At 70.8% G+C, this 18330-nt stretch carries 17 protein-coding genes; 6 read left to right on the top strand and 11 right to left on the bottom strand.

The features are described from left to right. Positions 1 to 53: 53 nt before the first annotated feature. From ACWC2B_RS27125 to ACWC2B_RS27115, 3 genes are all read right to left on the bottom strand, one after another. Positions 54 to 2090, bottom strand: a complete 2037-nt coding sequence (locus tag ACWC2B_RS27125) for a SpoIIE family protein phosphatase (RefSeq protein ID WP_450720977.1) — start codon at positions 2088 to 2090, stop codon at positions 54 to 56. 293 nt (positions 2091 to 2383) lie between these two features. Next, positions 2384 to 3067, bottom strand: a complete 684-nt coding sequence (gene fomD, locus ACWC2B_RS27120; protein ID WP_450720975.1) for a cytidylyl-2-hydroxypropylphosphonate hydrolase — start codon at positions 3065 to 3067, stop codon at positions 2384 to 2386. 68 nt (positions 3068 to 3135) lie between these two features. Further along, the gene (locus ACWC2B_RS27115) at positions 3136 to 4527 is read right to left on the bottom strand and encodes a class II fumarate hydratase (protein ID WP_450720973.1); all 1392 of its coding nucleotides are present in this window, start codon (positions 4525 to 4527) and stop codon (positions 3136 to 3138) included. Positions 4528 to 4634: 107 nt separating this feature from the next. Between ACWC2B_RS27115 and ACWC2B_RS27110 the strand changes: the two genes are divergently transcribed. After that, positions 4635 to 6158 carry a ricin-type beta-trefoil lectin domain protein gene (locus ACWC2B_RS27110; RefSeq protein WP_450720971.1) on the top strand — a complete coding sequence of 508 codons (1524 nt, stop codon included), beginning with the start codon at positions 4635 to 4637 and terminating at the stop codon, positions 6156 to 6158. Positions 6159 to 6179: 21 nt separating this feature from the next. Here ACWC2B_RS27110 and ACWC2B_RS27105 read toward each other — a convergent pair whose 3' ends face one another. Together ACWC2B_RS27105 and ACWC2B_RS27100 are read right to left on the bottom strand one after the other, a co-directional pair. Continuing rightward, the gene (locus ACWC2B_RS27105) at positions 6180 to 6491 is read right to left on the bottom strand and encodes a hypothetical protein (protein ID WP_450720969.1); all 312 of its coding nucleotides are present in this window, start codon (positions 6489 to 6491) and stop codon (positions 6180 to 6182) included. 137 nt (positions 6492 to 6628) lie between these two features. Then, a complete protein-coding gene (locus ACWC2B_RS27100; protein WP_450720967.1) occupies positions 6629 to 8323 on the bottom strand; it encodes a fumarate hydratase in 1695 nt (564 codons plus the stop codon). Between the two features lie 166 nt (positions 8324 to 8489). On the opposite strand from ACWC2B_RS27100, the gene ACWC2B_RS27095 reads away from it, so the two are divergent. Both ACWC2B_RS27095 and ACWC2B_RS27090 read left to right on the top strand, forming a co-directional pair. After that, on the top strand, positions 8490 to 9188 hold the full coding sequence (locus ACWC2B_RS27095) for a DUF1707 SHOCT-like domain-containing protein (RefSeq protein WP_450720965.1): 699 nt from the start codon (positions 8490 to 8492) through the stop codon (positions 9186 to 9188). 151 nt (positions 9189 to 9339) lie between these two features. Continuing rightward, a complete protein-coding gene (locus ACWC2B_RS27090) occupies positions 9340 to 9693 on the top strand; it encodes a WhiB family transcriptional regulator (RefSeq protein WP_450720963.1) in 354 nt (117 codons plus the stop codon). Between the two features lie 108 nt (positions 9694 to 9801). Here the strand turns inward: ACWC2B_RS27090 and glpX are convergent, their stop codons facing one another. Then, on the bottom strand, positions 9802 to 10833 hold the full coding sequence (gene glpX, locus ACWC2B_RS27085; protein WP_450720961.1) for a class II fructose-bisphosphatase: 1032 nt from the start codon (positions 10831 to 10833) through the stop codon (positions 9802 to 9804). A gap of 167 nt (positions 10834 to 11000) precedes the next feature. Between glpX and ACWC2B_RS27080 the strand changes: the two genes are divergently transcribed. Beyond that, positions 11001 to 11525, top strand: a complete 525-nt coding sequence (locus tag ACWC2B_RS27080) for a DUF4245 domain-containing protein (RefSeq protein ID WP_450720959.1) — start codon at positions 11001 to 11003, stop codon at positions 11523 to 11525. 100 nt (positions 11526 to 11625) lie between these two features. On the opposite strand, the gene ACWC2B_RS27075 is transcribed toward ACWC2B_RS27080, so the two are convergent. The 4 genes from ACWC2B_RS27075 to ACWC2B_RS27060 form a co-directional block, all read right to left on the bottom strand. Next, positions 11626 to 12216 carry a malonic semialdehyde reductase gene (locus ACWC2B_RS27075; protein WP_450720958.1) on the bottom strand — a complete coding sequence of 197 codons (591 nt, stop codon included), beginning with the start codon at positions 12214 to 12216 and terminating at the stop codon, positions 11626 to 11628. Between the two features lie 373 nt (positions 12217 to 12589). After that, positions 12590 to 12817 (bottom strand): exodeoxyribonuclease VII small subunit, encoded by a 228-nt coding sequence (locus ACWC2B_RS27070; protein WP_450720956.1) that lies wholly within the window; start codon positions 12815 to 12817, stop codon positions 12590 to 12592. A 10-nt stretch (positions 12818 to 12827) separates the two neighbouring features. Then, positions 12828 to 14042 (bottom strand): exodeoxyribonuclease VII large subunit, encoded by a 1215-nt coding sequence (gene xseA, locus ACWC2B_RS27065; protein ID WP_450720954.1) that lies wholly within the window; start codon positions 14040 to 14042, stop codon positions 12828 to 12830. A gap of 9 nt (positions 14043 to 14051) precedes the next feature. After that, the gene (locus tag ACWC2B_RS27060) at positions 14052 to 15455 is read right to left on the bottom strand and encodes an APC family permease (RefSeq protein ID WP_450720952.1); all 1404 of its coding nucleotides are present in this window, start codon (positions 15453 to 15455) and stop codon (positions 14052 to 14054) included. An 84-nt stretch (positions 15456 to 15539) separates the two neighbouring features. On the opposite strand from ACWC2B_RS27060, the gene ACWC2B_RS27055 reads away from it, so the two are divergent. Both ACWC2B_RS27055 and ppgK read left to right on the top strand, forming a co-directional pair. Continuing rightward, the gene (locus tag ACWC2B_RS27055; protein ID WP_344378043.1) at positions 15540 to 16529 is read left to right on the top strand and encodes a 4-hydroxy-3-methylbut-2-enyl diphosphate reductase; all 990 of its coding nucleotides are present in this window, start codon (positions 15540 to 15542) and stop codon (positions 16527 to 16529) included. Positions 16530 to 16659: 130 nt separating this feature from the next. Beyond that, the gene (gene ppgK / locus ACWC2B_RS27050) at positions 16660 to 17466 is read left to right on the top strand and encodes a polyphosphate--glucose phosphotransferase (protein WP_450721051.1); all 807 of its coding nucleotides are present in this window, start codon (positions 16660 to 16662) and stop codon (positions 17464 to 17466) included. Positions 17467 to 17594: 128 nt separating this feature from the next. On the opposite strand, the gene ACWC2B_RS27045 is transcribed toward ppgK, so the two are convergent. After that, positions 17595 to 18185, bottom strand: coding sequence for a DUF6542 domain-containing protein (locus ACWC2B_RS27045; protein ID WP_450720950.1), 591 nt, complete (start codon positions 18183 to 18185; stop codon positions 17595 to 17597). Between the last annotated feature and the right edge of the window lie 145 nt (positions 18186 to 18330).

The raw sequence follows: 18330 nt of genomic DNA, 5'->3' as shown, positions 1-18330 counted from the left end.
GTCAACTCCGCCGACTGGGTGTCGGCAACCTTTGGACCGGGTCCAGAACTGGTTCAGGTACGGGTGGGCAGCTCGAACCAGACCACCTTGCCGCCGGAGAGGCGGGTCGCGCCCCAGCGTCTGGCCAGGCGGTTCACCAGGAACAAGCCGCGCCCGCCCTCGTCGGTCTCGCGCGCCCGGCGCTGCCGGGGCAGCTGCGGGGAGTCGTCGCCGACCTCGCAGCGCAGTACGTCGGTCCTGAGCAGACGCAGCGTGACCGGCCGCTCCGCGTAGCGCACGGCGTTCGTGACGACCTCGCTCACCAGGAGCTCCACCGAGTCCGTCAGCTCCTCCAGGCCCCAGCGCTCCAGGGCCCGGCGGGCGAGGCGGCGGGCCCGGCCGGGGGCGGTCTCCTCCGGGTCCAGGAACCAGTACGCGACATCGCTCGGCGCGATGCCGTCGAAGCGGGCGGCGAGCAGCGCGATGTCGTCGTCGCGGTCGCCGGGGCCGAGCATGTCGAGCACGTCGTCGCAGAGCGCTTCGAGCGGCGGCGAGTGGTCGGGGCCGGTCAACTGGGCGGTGGCGGCGAGCCGTTCACGCAGCTGCTCGATGCCGGTCCACACGTCACGCAGGCGCGACTCGACCAGGCCGTCCGTGTAGAGGAGCAGCGTGGCGCCCGCGGGCGCGTCCAGCTCGACCGCCTCGAAGTCGACGCCGCCGACGCCGATCGGGGCGCCCGGCGGCACCCTGAGGACCTCGGCGCGGCCGCCGAGGTGGAGCAGGACCGGTGGCGGATGACCGGCGTTGGCGATGGTGATGCGGTGGGCGACCGGGTCGTACACCGCGTACAGGCAGGTCGCCATGCGGTCGGTGCCCAGCCGCTGGGCCTGCTCGTCGAGGTGGTGCAGGACCTCGGCGGGCGGCAGGTCCAGGCCCGCCAGGGTCTGCGCGGTGGTGCGCAGCTGGCCCATGATCGCGGCGGAGGTCATGGAGTGGCCCATGACGTCGCCGACGACCAGGGCGACCCGGCTGCCGGGCAGCGGGATCGCGTCGTACCAGTCACCGCCGACCCGGGCGGTCTCCGCCGCCGGCAGATAGCGCGAGGCGAGCCGCACGCCGGTGGGCTGGGGGAGGCTGTCGGGCAGCATGGTGCGCTGGAGCTCGTCGGCGATGTACGCCTCGCGGCCGTACAGGACGGCCTTGTCGATGCCGAGGGCGGTGTGCGTCGCCAACTGGGCGGCGACCAACAGGTCGTTGGCCTCGAAGGCGGGCCGTTCGGGGCCGCGCACGAAGACGGCGGCGCCGATCACCCGCCGCCGGCCACGGAGCGGCGCGAGTATCGCCCGTCGGCCGCCGGGCACCGCACGGTCGGGGCCGAGCAGCTCGGCGAGGGCCGCGCGGGCGGCCGGGGACTCCGCGAAGACGGGCCGCACCCCGCGCAGGACCTCGTTCAGCTCGCCGCCGGTGCGCACCTCGCACAGCTCGGACGCGGGGGTCAGGTCGGGGCCCGGGCCGAGCACCGTGAGGCCCTCGGCCTCCGCGCTCTCGCTGAGCGCCTCATCGACTAAACGCAGCCGGTCGGCGCGGCGCAGCCGCAGCACGAACGGCGTCGCCGGACGTTCGTCGCCGACCGGCAGCGGGTCGCGCAGGTGGACCAGGATGGCGTCCGAGAACGTCGGCACGGTGGCCCGGCACAGGCCGAGGACGATCTCGTCGAGGTCTATGCCGCGGGCGATCCGCCGGGTCGCGGCGCCCACGAAGCGCAGCCGGTCGCCCTCGCGGCGGGCCACCGCGGCGGCTCCGTCACCGGGACCCGAAGCCCCCGATCCGCCCTCGCCGGGCACCCCGGGCACGCCGATGGAAGGCACGGCGGAGGCGGCCGCGGCATCCCGTCCGGCGCGTTCGGGCTGGCCGGGCACGGAGGCGGTCACGCCGCCGCTCCGGTCGGCGGCGCGGGCGCCCAGCGGGGTGCGCCGGGCCGGACCGGCCGGGTCCGGGGCATCGGCATGGGGCCTCCCCTGCTCCTCAAGAGCGTGGGGAAGGTGCTGCTCGGTGGGCCGGGCGAGTTCCTTGCGCCGGCTCTCGTGCGAGGTGGGCTGGGGCTCCGTCACGCGTCGGGTTCCGTCCGTCCGGGATGAGACATCCACCCTGCCGCCCGCGGCGGCAGTGGCAGCGACAGGGTAAGGATGCGCGATGCGGTCGCTCCACGCGGTATACCCTCCCCCACGTTCTCAAGGCACGGGGGCGGACCCGACCGGGCGGCGGCGACACCGGGCATGCTCCACCCCCCTGTGGTGACATACGGTCAATTCTTGCACCGGGACTGCCGATTACTGCTGGTGGCCCCTGTGTGGCCCTGCGGAGGACGATCCTACGTTTGAACCCCGGGGGCGCATCAAGGGTCTCACGACGTCATATGCGCCGGGGTGCGATCCCAGTCCGCCGGGAGCGCGGGAACGGGCCACAGCGGATCGGGCCGCCACGACTCCCAGCCGTCCGAGAACGGCCGGCCCCACGCCTTGATCACCTCGACCGCGGCGTGCCCGGCCTCCCGGACCCGCCCGGCCTGCTCGCCGTCCATCAGGCCCACCCGCTGGGCCTGGGCGAACTCGTCCTCGTCCAGCCAGCGCCAACTGCGGTCGGGGGACACGGAGATGTCGAGGAAGTGGTCCGTGGAGTCGATGCCCCGCGACCATCGGGCGCGCGGCTCCTCCAGGTTCACGTACCAGTTCTTGAAGCGCCAGCCCCGTTCCCAGAAAAGCCATACCGACCAGGGCTCACCGGGGCGCGCCAGCTTGAGTACGCCGGTGCCGAACCAGTGCGAGCGCTCCGTGGTGCGCGGGGCGGTGTAGCGGGTGGCCAGGGGTTCCTTGTGCAGGGGCCGGCCGTCGGCGAGCACCGGGCGCACGCATTCGGTGCCGGGCGCCATCCACACCGCGAGCACGTCGTCGGTGTCCTGGACGACCGTGACCGGACGGCATATGTGGAACGGCCCGCCCTCTTTCGGGCCGGGCGCGTGATCGCGATAGCGCCAGAGGATCTGGTCCCCTGGCGCCCAGTGTGGGGTGCCGCCTCCTGTACCTGCCATGCGCAGATATTACGGAGTGCGGTCAAGACCACGCTGCGATACGGATCACCCGGCTCAGAGCCCGTGTCTCAGGGGCGGGTCATCCGCAGCACGTCGAGGGCCTCGTCGAGCTGCTCGACGGTGAGGTCGCCGTGCTCCACGTACCCCGATTCGAGGACCACTTCACGAATGGTCTTCCGTTCGGCCAGGGACTTCTTGGCGACCTTGGCGGCCTCCTCGTACCCGATGTACTTGTTGAGCGGGGTGACGACGGACGGCGAGGACTCGGCGTACTCGCGGGCCCGCTCCACGTTCGCGGTGATGCCGTCGACGGTGCGGTCCGCGAGCAGCCGGGAGGCGTTCGTGAGCAGCCGGATCGACTCCAGGAGGTTCTTGGCGATCACCGGCAGCATCACGTTGAGCTCGAAGTTGCCGGCCGCGCCCGCCGTCGCGACGGTCGCGTCGTTGCCGACGACCTGGGCCGCGACCATGAGGACGGCCTCCGGAATGACCGGATTGACCTTTCCGGGCATGATCGACGAGCCCGGCTGGAGATCGGGAAGACTGATCTCGGCCAATCCCGTACGCGGCCCCGAGGCCATCCAGCGCAGGTCGTTGGAGATCTTCGTGAGCGAGACGGCGATGGTGCGCAGCTGCCCGCTCGTCTCCACCAGGCCGTCGCGCGCACCCTGCGCCTCGAAGTGGTCCCGGGCCTCGGTGAGAGGCAGCCCGGTGGCCCGCGCGACCTCGGCGATGACGGCCGCGGAGAACCCGTGCGGGGTGTTGATCCCGGTGCCGACCGCCGTGCCGCCCAAGGGGAGTTCGGCCAGGCGCGGCAGCGAGGAGCGCAGCCGCTCGACGCCGTACCGCACCTGCGCCGCGTAGCCGCCGAACTCCTGGCCCAGCGTCACCGGGGTGGCGTCCATCAGGTGCGTACGGCCCGACTTGACCACGTCGGCGAACTCGGCCGACTTGCGCTCAAGGGCGGTCGCCAGATGGTCGAGCGCGGGGATCAGATCGGCGGTGACGGCGGCCGTCGCGGCGATGTGGATGGAGGAGGGGAACACGTCGTTGGAGGACTGCGAGGCGTTGACGTGGTCGTTGGGGTGGACGTCGCGGCCGAGCTTCTCGGTGGCGAGCGTCGCCACGACCTCGTTCATGTTCATGTTCGACGAGGTACCGGATCCGGTCTGGAAGACATCGACCGGAAAGTGCTCGTCCCAGCGCCCTTCGGCGACCTCCCCGGCCGCCTCCTCGACGGCTCCCGCGATGTCCTTGTCGAGCACGCCGAGCTCGGCGTTGACCTTGGCCGCGGCCGCCTTGATACGGGCCAGCGCCTCGATGTGGGCGCGTTCCAGGCGCTGCCCGGAGACGGGGAAGTTCTCCACCGCCCGCTGCGTCTGCGCCCGCCACTTGGCCTGCGCCGGGACCCGCACCTCGCCCATCGAGTCGTGCTCGACGCGGTACTCGCTGTCGTTCATGTCAGTGAACCTCCTTAGAAAGTTGAGCACTTGTCTCGTTCCACCTATTCCCAAGACGCCCTACTGGCCAGTAAATACCGGTGGTAACTAATAACCGGGGAGGCGCAATGACGCGCACCAGGCACAGACTTCGCTGTACGTTCGCGGCCGCCGTGGCCGCAGCGGCGGCGTTCGGGGGCATGGCGGCCGGCGCGAGCACCGCGCAGGCCGCATCCACGCCGTCCGTCCAGTCCACTCCGCTCTCGCCCGAGCTGGAGAAGATCCGGGCGGCCGAGGCCACCCAGCTGTACGGCAGCCCGGCCGAGCGGCCGATGGCCGACCGCAAGACCGGCTTGATCTCGCTGGGCGACAGCGAGATCTCCGGCGAGGGCGTCGGCACCTACGAGGCCGGCACCAACGGTCCCGACAACTGGTGCCACCGCTCGCCCGACTCCGCGATCCACCGCACCGGCATCCCGGCCGACGAGACGTACAACGTGGCCTGCTCGGGCGCGTACACCGGGAACATCAGGATCGGCGGGAGCAAGCAGTACGCCGATGAGCTCGTGCAGAGCGACAGCCTCGCCATCAAGGCGCGCAACACCCGCATCAAGATGGTGCTCCTGGTCGCCGGGGCCAACGACGACCTCCAGTTCGGCCCGGTCATGACCGACTGCGTCGAGCGCTATCTGCTGCTCCAGGGCCCGTGCCAGTCCAAGTACGAGTCCGGCTGGCAGGCCAGGGTGGACGCCCTGGTGCCGAAGGTCGAGCAGACCGTGAGCGACCTCAAGTCCGTGATGCGCGACGCCGGTTACACCGACGGCTCGTACAAGCTCGTCGTGATGGGCTACCCGAGCCCGATCGGCCCCGACTTCCACGACAACCCGAGCTTCCCGGGCAAGCTCGCCTGCGGGGGCCTCGGCTACGACTCCGACACCGTCTGGGGCCGCAACACCGCGGTGCCCGCGTTCGAGGTCGGCATGCGCAAGGTGGCCGAGGACACCGGTGTGACCTACCTCGACAACTCGCGGCTCTTCAACGGCCACGAGGTCTGCATGGAGGACACCTGGGCCCGGGGTCTCTACATCGACCTCTCCAAGCCCGGCCTTCCGGACTCGAACTCGGTCCGCCAGTCCTTCCACCCCAACTACCGGGGCCACGGCGCCTTCGCCTCCTGTCTCACCCAGCTCTACAACTCCGGTGTCAGCCAAGGCAGTTGTGCGGACCCCGCGTCCACCGGGGCCCCGACGCTCTACCCGCTCGCCTGGGACGACGCGTACAAGTCGCTGAAGAACGAGGCGACCGGGGCATGCGTCGACGTCACCGCGGCGAACAGCGCCAACGGTACGACGGTGGGCGGCTGGGACTGCCACGGCGGACGCAACCAGGGCTGGTGGTACGACAGTGACCGGAGGTCCGTCCACACCCAGCTCACCCAGGACCGCTGTCTGGACGTGCCGGGGGCGAACTACACCGCCGGCGCCAAGCTGATCATCTGGAACTGCTCGGGCGCCGCCAACCAGGAGTGGGTGCGCACCGCCGGCACCCTGCGCCCGGCCGCCGCGACCAACCTGTGCGCCACGCTCGGCGCCGCCAAGGAGCCGCTCACGCTGCGTCCCTGCGACGCCACCGCGAGCCAGCGCTTCGCCTGACCGATCGAGCACCCGGCCCCGTCACGGACAGCCGTCCGCGGCGGGGCCGAGGTGTGCCACCTCGATGGCGGAGGGGGACAGGGCCGCCGACACCCGGACCCGGGCGCCGAAGGCGAGCGGGGTGCGGGCCCGGGCCGCGTACTTCAGCGTCCGGCCGCGCACACAGAACAGCACCTCGCCGTAGCCACCGCGCGGGATCGGCGTGACCACCCGGCCCGCCTCGCCGACCAGCGCGTGAGCCGTCGGCGTGGTTCTCGTCAGGCGCCGGCACCACGCGTCGCGGAGCCTCGTCAGTAAGCCGCCGGGTCCGAGCAGAAACCCCAACTGTGCCACCCCTCCTGGTGGTTGAACCGCCCCGGCCGATTGCGGCGACCGGGGCGATTGCGGACACATGTCAGGATAGGTGGCCAATTCTCCGGGCCCTTAGGGCCTTTGGACCCTATTCGGGGCCAGGGCCGGGCCGGGGTCGGCTAGGCTTGACCGGCGCCTCGTACCGGGATGTTCAGGAACGTCGGCGGCTCGGCCGGGGCCTGGAAGAAGTCGTTGCCCTTGTCGTCGACGACGACGAACGCCGGGAAGTCCTCGACCTCGATCTTCCACACCGCTTCCATGCCGAGCTCCTCGTACTCGACGACCTCGACCTTCTTGATGCAGTCCTGGGCCAGGCGGGCGGCCGGGCCGCCGATCGAGCCCAGGTAGAACCCGCCGTGCGTGCCGCACGCGTCGGTGACCTGCTTGCTGCGGTTGCCCTTGGCCAGCATCACCTTGGAGCCGCCCGCCGCCTGGAACTGCTCGACGTAGGAGTCCATCCGGCCGGCCGTGGTCGGGCCGAACGAGCCGGACGCGTAACCCTCGGGGGTCTTGGCCGGGCCCGCGTAGTACACGGGGTGGTCCTTGAGGTACTGCGGCATCTCCTCGCCCGCGTCGAGCCGCTCCTTGATCTTGGCGTGCGCGATGTCGCGGGCCACGACCAGCGGGCCGGTGAGCGAGAGGCGGGTCTTCACCGGGTACTTGGTGAGCTCGGCCAGGATCGCGTCCATCGGCTGGTTGAGGTCGATGCGTACGACGTCGTCATCGCCCGAGTCGAGGCCCGCGGTGGAACCGCTATTGAGCTCAGCGTCCGTCGTCTCCGGCAGGAAGCGGGCCGGGTCGGTCTCCAGCTGCTCCAGGAAGACGCCCTCGGCGGTGATCTTCGCGACGGCCTGGCGGTCGGCCGAGCAGGACACGGCGATCGCGACGGGCAGCGAGGCGCCGTGCCGGGGCAGACGCACCACGCGCACGTCGTGGCAGAAGTACTTGCCGCCGAACTGCGCGCCGATGCCGATCTTCTGGGTCAGCTCGAAGACCTTCTTCTCCAGCTCCTCGTCCCGGAAGCCGTGCCCCAACTCCGAGCCCTCGGAGGGGAGTTCGTCCAGGTAGTGCGCGGAGGCGTACTTCGCGGTCTTCAGCGCGAACTCGGCGCTGGTGCCGCCCACCACGATCGCCAGGTGGTACGGCGGGCACGCGGCGGTGCCGAGCGAGCGGATCTTCTCCTCCAGGAACTTCATCATGGAGGACTCGTTGAGGACGGCCTTCGTCTCCTGGTAGAGGAACGACTTGTTGGCCGAGCCGCCGCCCTTGGCCATGAAGAGGAACTTGTACGCGCCGCCGTCGGTCGCGTACAGCTCGATCTGCGCGGGCAGGTTCGAGCCGGTGTTCTTCTCCTCCCACATGGTGAGCGGGGCCATCTGCGAGTACCGCAGGTTGAGGTTCAGGTACGCGTCGTAGATGCCGCGGGAGAGGGCCGCCTCGTCGCCGCCCTCGGTCAGCACGTTCTGGCCGCGCTTGCCCATGACGATCGCGGTGCCGGTGTCCTGGCACATCGGGAGCACGCCCGCCGCCGCGATGTTCGCGTTCTTGAGGAGGTCGAGCGCGACGAACTTGTCGTTGCCGGACGCCTCGGGGTCGTCGACGATCTTCCGCAGCTGGGCCAGGTGCGCGGGGCGGAGGTAGTGCTGGATGTCGTGGATGGCCTCGGCGGCCAGCTTGCGCAGCGCCTCCGGCTCGACCTTGAGGAACGTACGGCCGTCGGCCTCGAAGGTGGAGACACCCTCGGCGGTCACCAGGCGGTAGGGCGTGGTGTCCTCTCCCAGGGGGAGCAGATCGGAGTACGCAAACTCTGGCATTTCGGCCATTCCTCACTCGGCAGACAGCTGCTGTACCTCCATTGACACAGCACCCACCAGCGTATGCCGCCGTCACCGGCGCGATCCTGTGAGGTAAGGCTCAGTTGCCGAACCCGCCCCATCCCGCGACTAGTCGCGATCTATCGCGTTTGGGTACGCTGTCTCCGTGGACCTCGAAAAGCACGCTCAGCCGGACCCCGCGGAGTCCGCGAAGGCCGATCTCGTCAAGCATGCCGAGCCCCCGGCGCTGCGGGCCTCCGACGCGGACCGGGACCGGATCGCCGACATCCTGCGCGACGCGCTCGCCGAGGGCCGGCTCGATGCCGCCGAGCACTCCGAGCGCATCGACGCCGTCTACCGGGCCAAGACCGTGGGCGAACTGGAGCCCCTGGTCCAGGACTTGCCCGCGACCGGAGCCCGCCCCCGCCCGGTGGCCGCCCCCGGTCCGCGCCCGCCGGAGGAGACGGGTGTGCCGGTCGCCGCCGAGAACCTCGTCGCGGTCTTCTCCGCCTCCACCCGCAAGGGCCGCTGGCGGGTCGGGAAGCGCACCAACGCCTTCTCGCTGTTCGGCAGCGTGGAGATCGACCTCACCGAGGCGCTCTTCGAACAGCGCCTGACCGTCATCAACGCGACCGCGATTTTCGGCAATGTGGAGGTGCGGGTGCCGGAGAATCTGAGCCTGCGCGGCAGCGGCACCGGAATCTTCGGCAACTTCGAGGTGCACACCCTGGAAGCCGACGATCCTGAGGCACCGGTGGTCGTCGTCAATGGATATTCCGTCTTCGGCAATATCGAGGCCAAGCCGAAGCGGGGCAAGCGCATCGCCGACCTCCACGACCGGCTGCGCAAAAGGCTCGAATCCTGACGGCCGGATCGGCGCGCGGCGGCGCCGGGTTCAGGCCAACGGGAGCCCGAGCGAAGTTCCGCACTACGGAACTCAGTGCATAGGCACGCGTACAGCGGGTAGGGACTGTCGCATCGTCGCTCGCTCGCGAAGCCGTCGTCAGGAGTAGACCGTGCTGCATCCGCCGCATCATTCCCTGCAGGTCACCGCCGTTCCGCCGCAGCGTGGTCCAGCGCGGGAGGATCAGGCGGGTCCGTGGCACGCGGAGGCGGTCTGCCGCCGGGACGAGGCAGGCCTGTTCTTCGCCCCGTCCAAGGAGCCGACGGCCGCCCGGCTCTCCCGCGAGGAGGCCGCCAAACGCGTCTGCGCCCGCTGTCCGGTGATGGTGGAGTGCCGCGAGCACGCGCTGCTCATGCCCGAGCCGTACGGGGTGTGGGGCGGCCTGACCGCAGCCGAACGCCGCGTGGTCATCGCCCGCCGCCGCCGGCGCGAGGTGGAACTCAAGAAGGCCGCGTCCGCCGCATAGCTCCGCACACGGCTCTGCGTACGTGAAGGGGCGCCCCCGCCGCACTACGGGGACGCCCCTTCACATACGTACGAACTGCCTTGATCCGGCGGCCACCTGGCCCGGCGGCTACTTGGCCCGGTCGAAGTCGACCGCGCTGTACGCGCGCAGCTTGGACAGGCGGTGCGTCGAGTCGATCTGGCGGATCGTGCCGGACTTCGAGCGCATCACCAGGGACTGGGTGGTCGCGGTCTCGGCGCGGTAGCGGACCCCGCGCAGCAGCTCGCCGTCGGTGATGCCGGTGGCGACGAAGAACACGTTGTCGCCGCTGACCAGGTCGTTCGTCGAGAGCGTACGGTCCAGGTCGTGACCGGCGTCGAGCGCGCGCTGACGCTCGGCCTCGTCCTTGGGCCACAGCTTGCCCTGGATGACACCGCCCAGGCACTTGATCGCGCAGGCCGAGATGATGCCTTCCGGGGTGCCGCCGATGCCCATGAGCAGGTCGACGCCGGTGCCCTCGCGCACGGCCATGATCGAACCGGCGACGTCGCCGTCCGAGATGAACTTGATGCGCGCACCGGTCTCCCGGATCTCCTTGACGATGCCCTCGTGGCGGGGGCGGTCGAGGATGACCACGGTGACGTCCTCGGGCGAGGACTTCTTGGCCTTGGCGACCCGGCGGATGTTCACCGAGACCGGGGCGTTGATGTCCACGAAGTCGGCGGCCTCGGGGCCGGTGACCAGCTTGTCCATGTAGAACACGGCGGACGGGTCGAACATGGTGCCGCGGTCGGCGGCGGCGAGCACGGCGATCGCGTTCGGCATGCCCTTGGCGTTCAGGGTGGTGCCGTCGATCGGGTCGACCGCGATGTCGACCTCAGGACCGGTGCCGTCGCCGATGCGCTCCCCGTTGTAGAGCATGGGGGCTTCGTCCTTCTCGCCCTCGCCGATGACGACGACGCCGTTCATCGAGACGGTGGAGACGAGGGTCCGCATGGCGTTGACCGCGGCGCCGTCCGCGCCGATCTTGTCCCCGCGGCCGACCCAGCGGCCGGCGGCCATGGCGGCGGCCTCGGTGACCCGCACCAGCTCCAGGGCCAGGTTGCGGTCGGGAGCCTCGGGGGAGACTTCGAGTTCGGACGGCAGATGATGCTCGGTCATCGGAGCGCACCTTTCTGTACGGCGACGGCCGCAGGATAAAAGAGGGTGCTAGGACTCTATCGGCACATCGACAAATTGAGCAGAGGGGCCCACGTATGAGCGGCGACATGACCTGAGACCATGGGGTCGTGGCAGGAACGCGCAGCAGCAAGCAGACAGTCCGGAACATGCTGCAGTCGCTGGCGGTGATCGGCATCGCGGCGGCTGTGATCTATGTGTTCATCCCGCACGACGAATCGGCCGCCCCTCCGCTCAAGACCGTCGACTACAAGGTCGAGCTCACCACGGTGCGGCGGGCCGCACCGTATCCGGTGGCGGCCCCGGTCGGCCTGCCCGACCAGGACAAGTGGCGGGCGACCTCGGTGTCGTACGACGGCGCAAAGAACAACGCCTGGCACCTGGGCTTCCTGGACCCCGAGAACCAGTACGTCGCGATCGAGCAGTCGACCGCGCCGTCGGACAAGTTCGTCGCCGAGGTCAGCCGGAAGGCGACCAAGACCGACAAGTCGCAGAAGATCGCGGGCGAGACCTGGACGTTCTGGGACGGCCCCAAGTACGACGCCCTCGTCCGCCAGGACCAGGGCTCCACGACGGTGGTGATGGGCACGGCCCCGTACGAGCAGCTGGTGACGATGGCGGGCGCGCTGGAGTCGAAGAGGACGGCGCCGCCGACGGCCACGCCGACGGGCTGAGACTTTCTGACGTGCCGCGTGCGACGGATGTGCCGCATACGACGAGGGCCGCCGCACCATTCCGGTGCGGCGGCCCTCGTCGTATGACCTATGTGCCGGCTCAGACGGTGGTGACGACGTCCTCGTAAGCCAGGCGCGGGCTGCGCGGGAACCACGCGTTCTCGCCCGGCTTGCCGATGTTGACGACCATCAGCGGGGTGTGGTCGTCGTCCAGGAACTCCTTCTGCACGCCGGCGAAGTCCACGCCGGTCATCGGGCCGGCGGCCAGGCCCGCGGCGCGGACGCCGATGATGAAGTACGCGGCCTGCAGCGCGGAGTTGAGCAGCGCGGCATCCTCGCGGGCCGAGCGCTCCGAGAAGAAGGCGTCCTTGGCGGCCGGGAAGTGCGGGAAGAGGGCCGGGAGCTCCTCGTGGAACTCGTTGTCCGAGGAGAGGATCGCGACCAGCGGGGCGGCGGCGGTCTTCGGCTGGTTGCCCTCGGCCATGTGCTGCACGAGGCGCTCGCGGGCCTCGGGGGAGCGGACCAGGGTGATGCGCAGCGGCGACTGGTTGAAGGCGGTCGGGCCGTACTTGATCAGGTCGTAGATCGCCTGGACCTGCTCGTCGGTCACCGGCTCGTCGGTGAACGTGTTGGCGGTACGGGCCTCGCGGAAGAGGAGGTCCTGGGCGGCGGGGTCAAGGGCGAGGGACATCTGGAAACACCTTCCGGGCTGCTGATCGAGCGATGTCTCCGACGGTACGGCAGGATTAGGTTAACTTTCAACTAAATCCGGGTTTGGTGATCAGCCTCACAGAGGGCTTCCCTCGGCCTGCGGACCGTGGCCGGCTGGTCGCGCAGTTCTCCGCGCCCCTGGCGGGGTGGAGCTGGCCCAGGCGGGCATCTTCAGCCCGTCCGGCGATTGAGGACGAGCGCCCTCAAGGCGCGAACGGGGTCTGGGGCAGAGCCCCAGGTAACGACCACCGGGCCGCAGCCGATCCACCCACCCCCGGCGGGTTTCGGGAAGGGGTGGGGTGGGGCCTCCCGGGGTCTGGGGCGGAGCCCCAGGGTCCCCAGCGCCGGAGTGCTCAGCTTTCGCCGGGTTCAGCCAGTGCCGCGTCGAGGCGGGCCCGGGCACCCTCCAGCCACCGGCGGCACACCTTCGCCAGCTCCTCCCCCCGCTCCCAGAGCGCAAGCGACTCCTCCAGGGTCGTACCCCCCGCTTCGAGCCGCCGTACGACGTCGATCAGCTCGTCCCGCGCCTGCTCGTACCCCAGTGCCGCGTCGCCCGACGCGGCCTCGTCCGTCTTGGCCATGTGATCCACCCTAAGTCCGCGGTACGACAGTGACGTGCAGCTCGCCCTCGGCGACCCGGGCGCGCAGGTCCTCCCCGGCCGTGACCTCGTCGGGGGAGCGGACCACCTCGCCACCGGCCCGCTGGAGCACGGCGTACCCCCGCTCCAGGGTGGCCTTCGGTGACAGCGCGACCACCCGGGCGTGGGTGTGCGAGAGCTCGGAGTCGGCCCGGTCCAGGTGGTGGCCGAGCACCCGGCGTGAGCGGTGGAGCAGCGCGTCCACCTCGTCGGCCCGGTCGTCCACCATCCGGTGCGGCCGCTCCATCCAGGGGCGCGCGAGCATGCCCGAAAGGCCCCGCTCCTCCCGGTCGACCAGGCCCACGACATGGCGGCGCGCCCGGTCCCGCAGCATCCGGACCCGGTCGAGCTCCTCGCCGACGTCCGGCACGACCTTCTTCGCCGCGTCGGTCGGGGTGGACGCGCGCAGGTCCGCGACCAGGTCGAGCAGCGGCGCGTCCGGCTCGTGCCCGATCGCCGAGACGACGGGCGTACGGCACTGGCCGACCGCCCGCACCAGCTGCTCGTCCGAGAACGGAAGGAGGTCCTCCACGCTGCCGCCGCCCCGCGCCACGATGATCACGTCGACGTCGGGCAGCTCGTCGAGCTCCTTCACCGCCTGCACGACCTGCGGCACCGCGTGCACCCCCTGCACCGCCACGTTGCGCACCTCGAACCGCACCGCGGGCCAGCGCCGCCGCGCGTTCTCCAGGACGTCCCGCTCGGCCGCCGATGCCCGACCCACCACGAGCCCCACGAGCTGCGGCAGGAACGGGAGTTGGCGCTTACGGTCCAGGGCGAACAGCCCCTCCGCCGCCAGCGTCCGCTTCAACTGCTCCAATCTGGCGAGCAGTTCACCGATTCCGACGGGCCTTATCTCCACCGCCCGCAGCGAGAGCTGACCGCGCGGCGCGTACCACTCGGGCTTCGCGTGGACGACGACGCGCGCGCCCTCGGACACGACGTCGGCCACCGCGTCGAACACCTGGCGGTAGCAGGTGACGCCCACCGAGATGTCGTGCGAGGGGTCGCGCAGGGTCAGGAACACCACGCCCGCGCCCGGCCGCCGCGAGAGCTGGGTGATCTGCCCCTCCACCCAGACCGCGCCGAGCCGGTTGATCCACCCCCCGATGAGGCGTGACACCTCGCCGACAGGGAGGGGTGCGTCCGCACTCGTATTCAGAGCCATGTACGAAGGCTAGCCCGCCCCACTGACAGTCCCGCCCCGCTCCGGGTCGGCGCCGCCCCGGCGGCCCCACTGCAGGGCGAGCACCACCAGGCCCACCGCGAGCCAGCCGAGGCCGACCAGTTGGGCCGTGGTCGTCGCCTCCCAGATCACCGCGACGATGACGGCCGCGCCGAGCACCGGAATCACCACGTGGCTCAGCCAGTTGGGGGCGCCCTCCATGCGGCGTACCGCGTACCAGCCGACCACGGAGGCGTGCAGCAGGAAGAACGCGGTGAGCGCGCCCATGTCGACCACCGACACGAGCTGGTCCATGCCGTCGTCGCGCCGGGCCGCCCACACCGCGGCCACCAGCGTGACCACCGCGGCGAGCAGCAGCGCCGCGCGAGGCACCCCCGAGTCGGTCCGCGACAGGAAGCGCGGCAGCCGCCGGTTGCGGGCCATCGCGAAGACGAGCCGGCCCGCCGCGGCCTGCCCGGCCAGCGCCGCGAAGGCAGCCCCGATCGCCTTGCTGACCGCGACCAAGGTGTGCAGCCAGCCGCCGACCGAAGCCTCGACGGTGTCGTAGAACGCCGAACCCTGCTTGGCCGGCTCCGCCGCCAGTTGCGCCGACGACATCGGTTCGAGCAGGGCCGCCAGATAGGACTGCACGACGAAGAGGACCCCGGCCAGGACCAGGCAGAACAGCACCGCCCGCGCCACCTTCGCCGAGCCTCCCGTGACCTCCTCGGCGAACGTGGCGATCGCGTCGAAGCCCAGGTAGGAAAGCACCGCGACGGACACCGCGCCGAGCACCGCCCCCAGGGAGAAGCCGACATCTCCGCCGAGCGGCGACAGCCAGCCCCGCTGCGCCCCGTCCCGTACGAGCGCGACCGCCGCCGACACCACGAAGACGAGCAGCACCGCGATCTCCATCGCGAGCACCGCGAAGCCCACCCGGGCCGCGGCCCGTACGCCCCACAGGTTCAGGAGGGTGGTGATCACGACCGCGATCGCCGTCCACACCCAGCGCGAAACCGACGGGACCAGGGAGTTCATCGCGATGCCGGAGAACAGGTAGGCGACGGCAGGGATGAGCAGGTAGTCGAGCATCGCCATCCACCCGGCGATGAACCCGGGCCCCTCGCCGAGCGCCTTGCGCGCGTACGCGAACACCGATCCGGCCAGCGGCACGACCCGCACCATCTGGGCGTAGCTGAACGCGGTGAAGCCCATGGCGACCGTCGCCACCAGATAAACCAGCGCGACCGCACCGTGCGACTTGGCGTCCAGGGTGCCGAAGATGCCGACCGGGGCCATGGGCGCGATGAAGAGCAGACCGTAGACGACCAGGTCCCGGAACCCGAGACTCCGCCGCAGTCGCCCGGCCCCCTCGGCCACCTCACCCGGTTCGGTGTCGTTGCGTACGCCGCTCATGCGGCCAGTCTCACCGGCTCCGCGATCTTTGGCCCGCCGGGCACGCCGGGTACGCCGGTCGGGCTGTCCGTGCCAGCCCCTACCATGGACGGCATGACTGCTACCGCTTCCCGCCGGGTCCTGCTCGCCGCTCCCCGCGGCTACTGCGCGGGCGTGGACCGTGCCGTGATCGCCGTGGAGAAGGCCCTGGAGCAGTACGGGGCGCCCATCTACGTCCGGCACGAGATCGTCCACAACAAGTACGTCGTGCAGACCCTGGAGAAGAAGGGCGCGATCTTCGTCGAGCAGACGGCGGAGGTGCCCGAGGGCTCCATCGTCATGTTCTCGGCCCACGGCGTCGCCCCGACCGTCCACGCGGAGGCCGCCGAGCGCAAGCTGGCCACCATCGACGCGACGTGCCCGCTGGTCACCAAGGTCCACAAGGAGGCCGTGCGGTACGCCAAGGAGGACTACGACATCCTCCTGATCGGCCACGAGGGCCACGAGGAAGTCATCGGTACGTCGGGCGAGGCCCCGGACCACATCACGCTGGTCGACGGCCCGGACGACGTGGCGAACGTCGAGGTCCGCGACGAGTCGAAGGTCGTCTGGCTCTCCCAGACCACCCTCTCCGTCGACGAGACGATGGAGACGGTCGGCGCCCTCAAGAACAAGTTCCCCAACCTGCTCTCGCCGCCCAGCGACGACATCTGCTACGCCACGCAGAACCGCCAGGTCGCGGTGAAGAAGCTCGCCGAGGACGCCGAGCTGGTCATCGTCGTCGGCTCCAAGAACTCCTCGAACTCGATCCGCATGGTCGAGGTCGCCCTGGACGCGGGCGCCCCCGCCGCCCACCTGGTGGACTTCGCGGACGAGATCGACGAGGCCTGGCTGGAGGGCGTCACCACGGTCGGCCTGACCTCCGGCGCCTCCGTCCCGGACGTCCTCGTCGACGGCGTACTGGAATGGCTGGCCCAGCGCGGCTACGGCGACGTCGAGACGGTGAAGACGGCCGACGAGTCGATCACCTTCTCGCTGCCCAAGGAGCTCCGCCGCGACCTGCGCGCCGAGGCCGCGGAACTCTCGGGCGAGTAGCCCCGTCCGGCCGCACGGGCGCGGAACCCGTACCCCGTACGGCGAGCGACTTCGTCCGGACACTCGGCGGGTGGCTTCGTCCAGCACGTCAGGCCGCGCGTCCGCCCGTACCGTGGATCTCATGAACGCCATGAGGAACGTGTTCGGAGTGGACGTCGGCGGATCCGGCATCAAAGGTGCCCCGGTCGACCTGGAGCGCGGCGACCTGGCGCAGGAACGCCACAAGGTACTGACCCCGCAGCCCGCCACCCCCGATGCGGTGGCGGGCCGCGTCGCGGAGGTCGTCAGCCATTTCGGCTGGTCGGGACCGGTGGGCATCACATTTCCCGGGGTGATCACCGCGAACACCGTCCGCACCGCGGCGAACGTCGCCAAGAAGTGGGTGGGCGTGGACGCGGCCCGGCTCCTCGGCGACCGCCTGGGGGGCCTGCCCGTCACCGTCGTGAACGACGCGGACGCGGCGGGCGTCGCCGAGATGCGCTTCGGCGCGGGCAAGGGCCGCAAGGGCACCGTGATCCTGCTGACCTTCGGTACGGGCATCGGCAGCGCGGTCTTCAACGACGGCCACCTCGTCCCCAACACCGAACTCGGCCATCTGGAGCTGCACGGCCACGAGGCGGAGAAGCACGCCTCGACCAAGGTCAAGGAGGACGAGGACCTCAGCTGGTCGCACTGGGCGCGCCGGGTCCACAAGTACCTGGCCCATGTGGAGATGCTGTTCTCGCCCGAGTTGTTCATCATCGGCGGCGGCGTCAGCCGCAAGGCCGACAAGTTCCTCCCGCTGATCGAGGGCATCAAGGGCGCCAAGGGACTCAAGGGCGTCGACGGCACTGGCGGCTTTGACAGCATCGCGAGCATCAAGGCGGAGATCGTCCCGGCGCAGCTGCAGAACAACGCGGGGATCGTGGGGGCGGCGATGGTGGCGGCGGGGCGGTGAGCTCCGCGGGGGGTTCGGGCGGCGGGTTTTGCGCCGAGCGGGCCGGGCCGTCCTGACCGTACTGGCTGTCCCGGCTGTCCTGACCCTACGGGCTGTCCCGGCCGTCCTGGCTGGTCCTGGCTGGAGGATCAGCGCCTGCCCGCCGGGCCACCGGGCTTCTTCAGGTTCCGCCGGCGCCTCACCATCCGTGCCTTCCGTACGGTGGCGATCACCCCGGCCACCAGCGTTCCGGCGTACAGCCAGCCCGCGTGCAGGGCGAGCGCGGTGACAACGGCCATGGTCTGCCCGCCGAAGCCGCCGACACCGCCCGCGATCGGGATGATCCCCGCGGCGAACGCGATGGGCACGCAGATCGGGGCGGTCACCAGGTCGGCGGGCCGTACCCAGAGCGCGGTGACCGCGCTGACCGGCAGGAACAGCACTCCGTACACCACAGGTGAGCTGTCGAGGAGCAGCCGGTCCAGGGTGCCGAGCACGAACATCAGGGCCGCCGAGAAGAGCCCGCCGCCGAGTCCGGTGAGCCGGGGGGAGGGCAGTCTGCGCAGGGCGAGAACGATGGGCGGAACCCGCTGGGTGCTGTCGGCCGCCCGGTAGACGGCGGCGCTCTCACCGGTCACCGCCGCTCCCGCGGGCACGCTGATGGGCGCCCGGGAGGATCCCGGCGCCGAGGTCCGTGCTCGCTGTCCGTGCTGCGGGGTGCGCGTCCTGTATTGCTCCACCGCACCAACGTAGGTCGCGACAGGGGAGTAACCGCCCATTGGACACGCCCTTTGGCCGAGCTTGCGCATGCGTTCGACGGTTCGGGGCGGTCCGGGCCGCGGTGAACCCGTGGATCCGGGGCCGTCACGGCCGCCGACGCGCGCC

It is taken from the genome of Streptomyces sp. NPDC001415, from assembly GCF_053597395.1.
The sequence above is the reverse complement of the archived record's forward strand: the minus strand, read 5'-3'. Positions and strand labels throughout refer to the sequence as shown.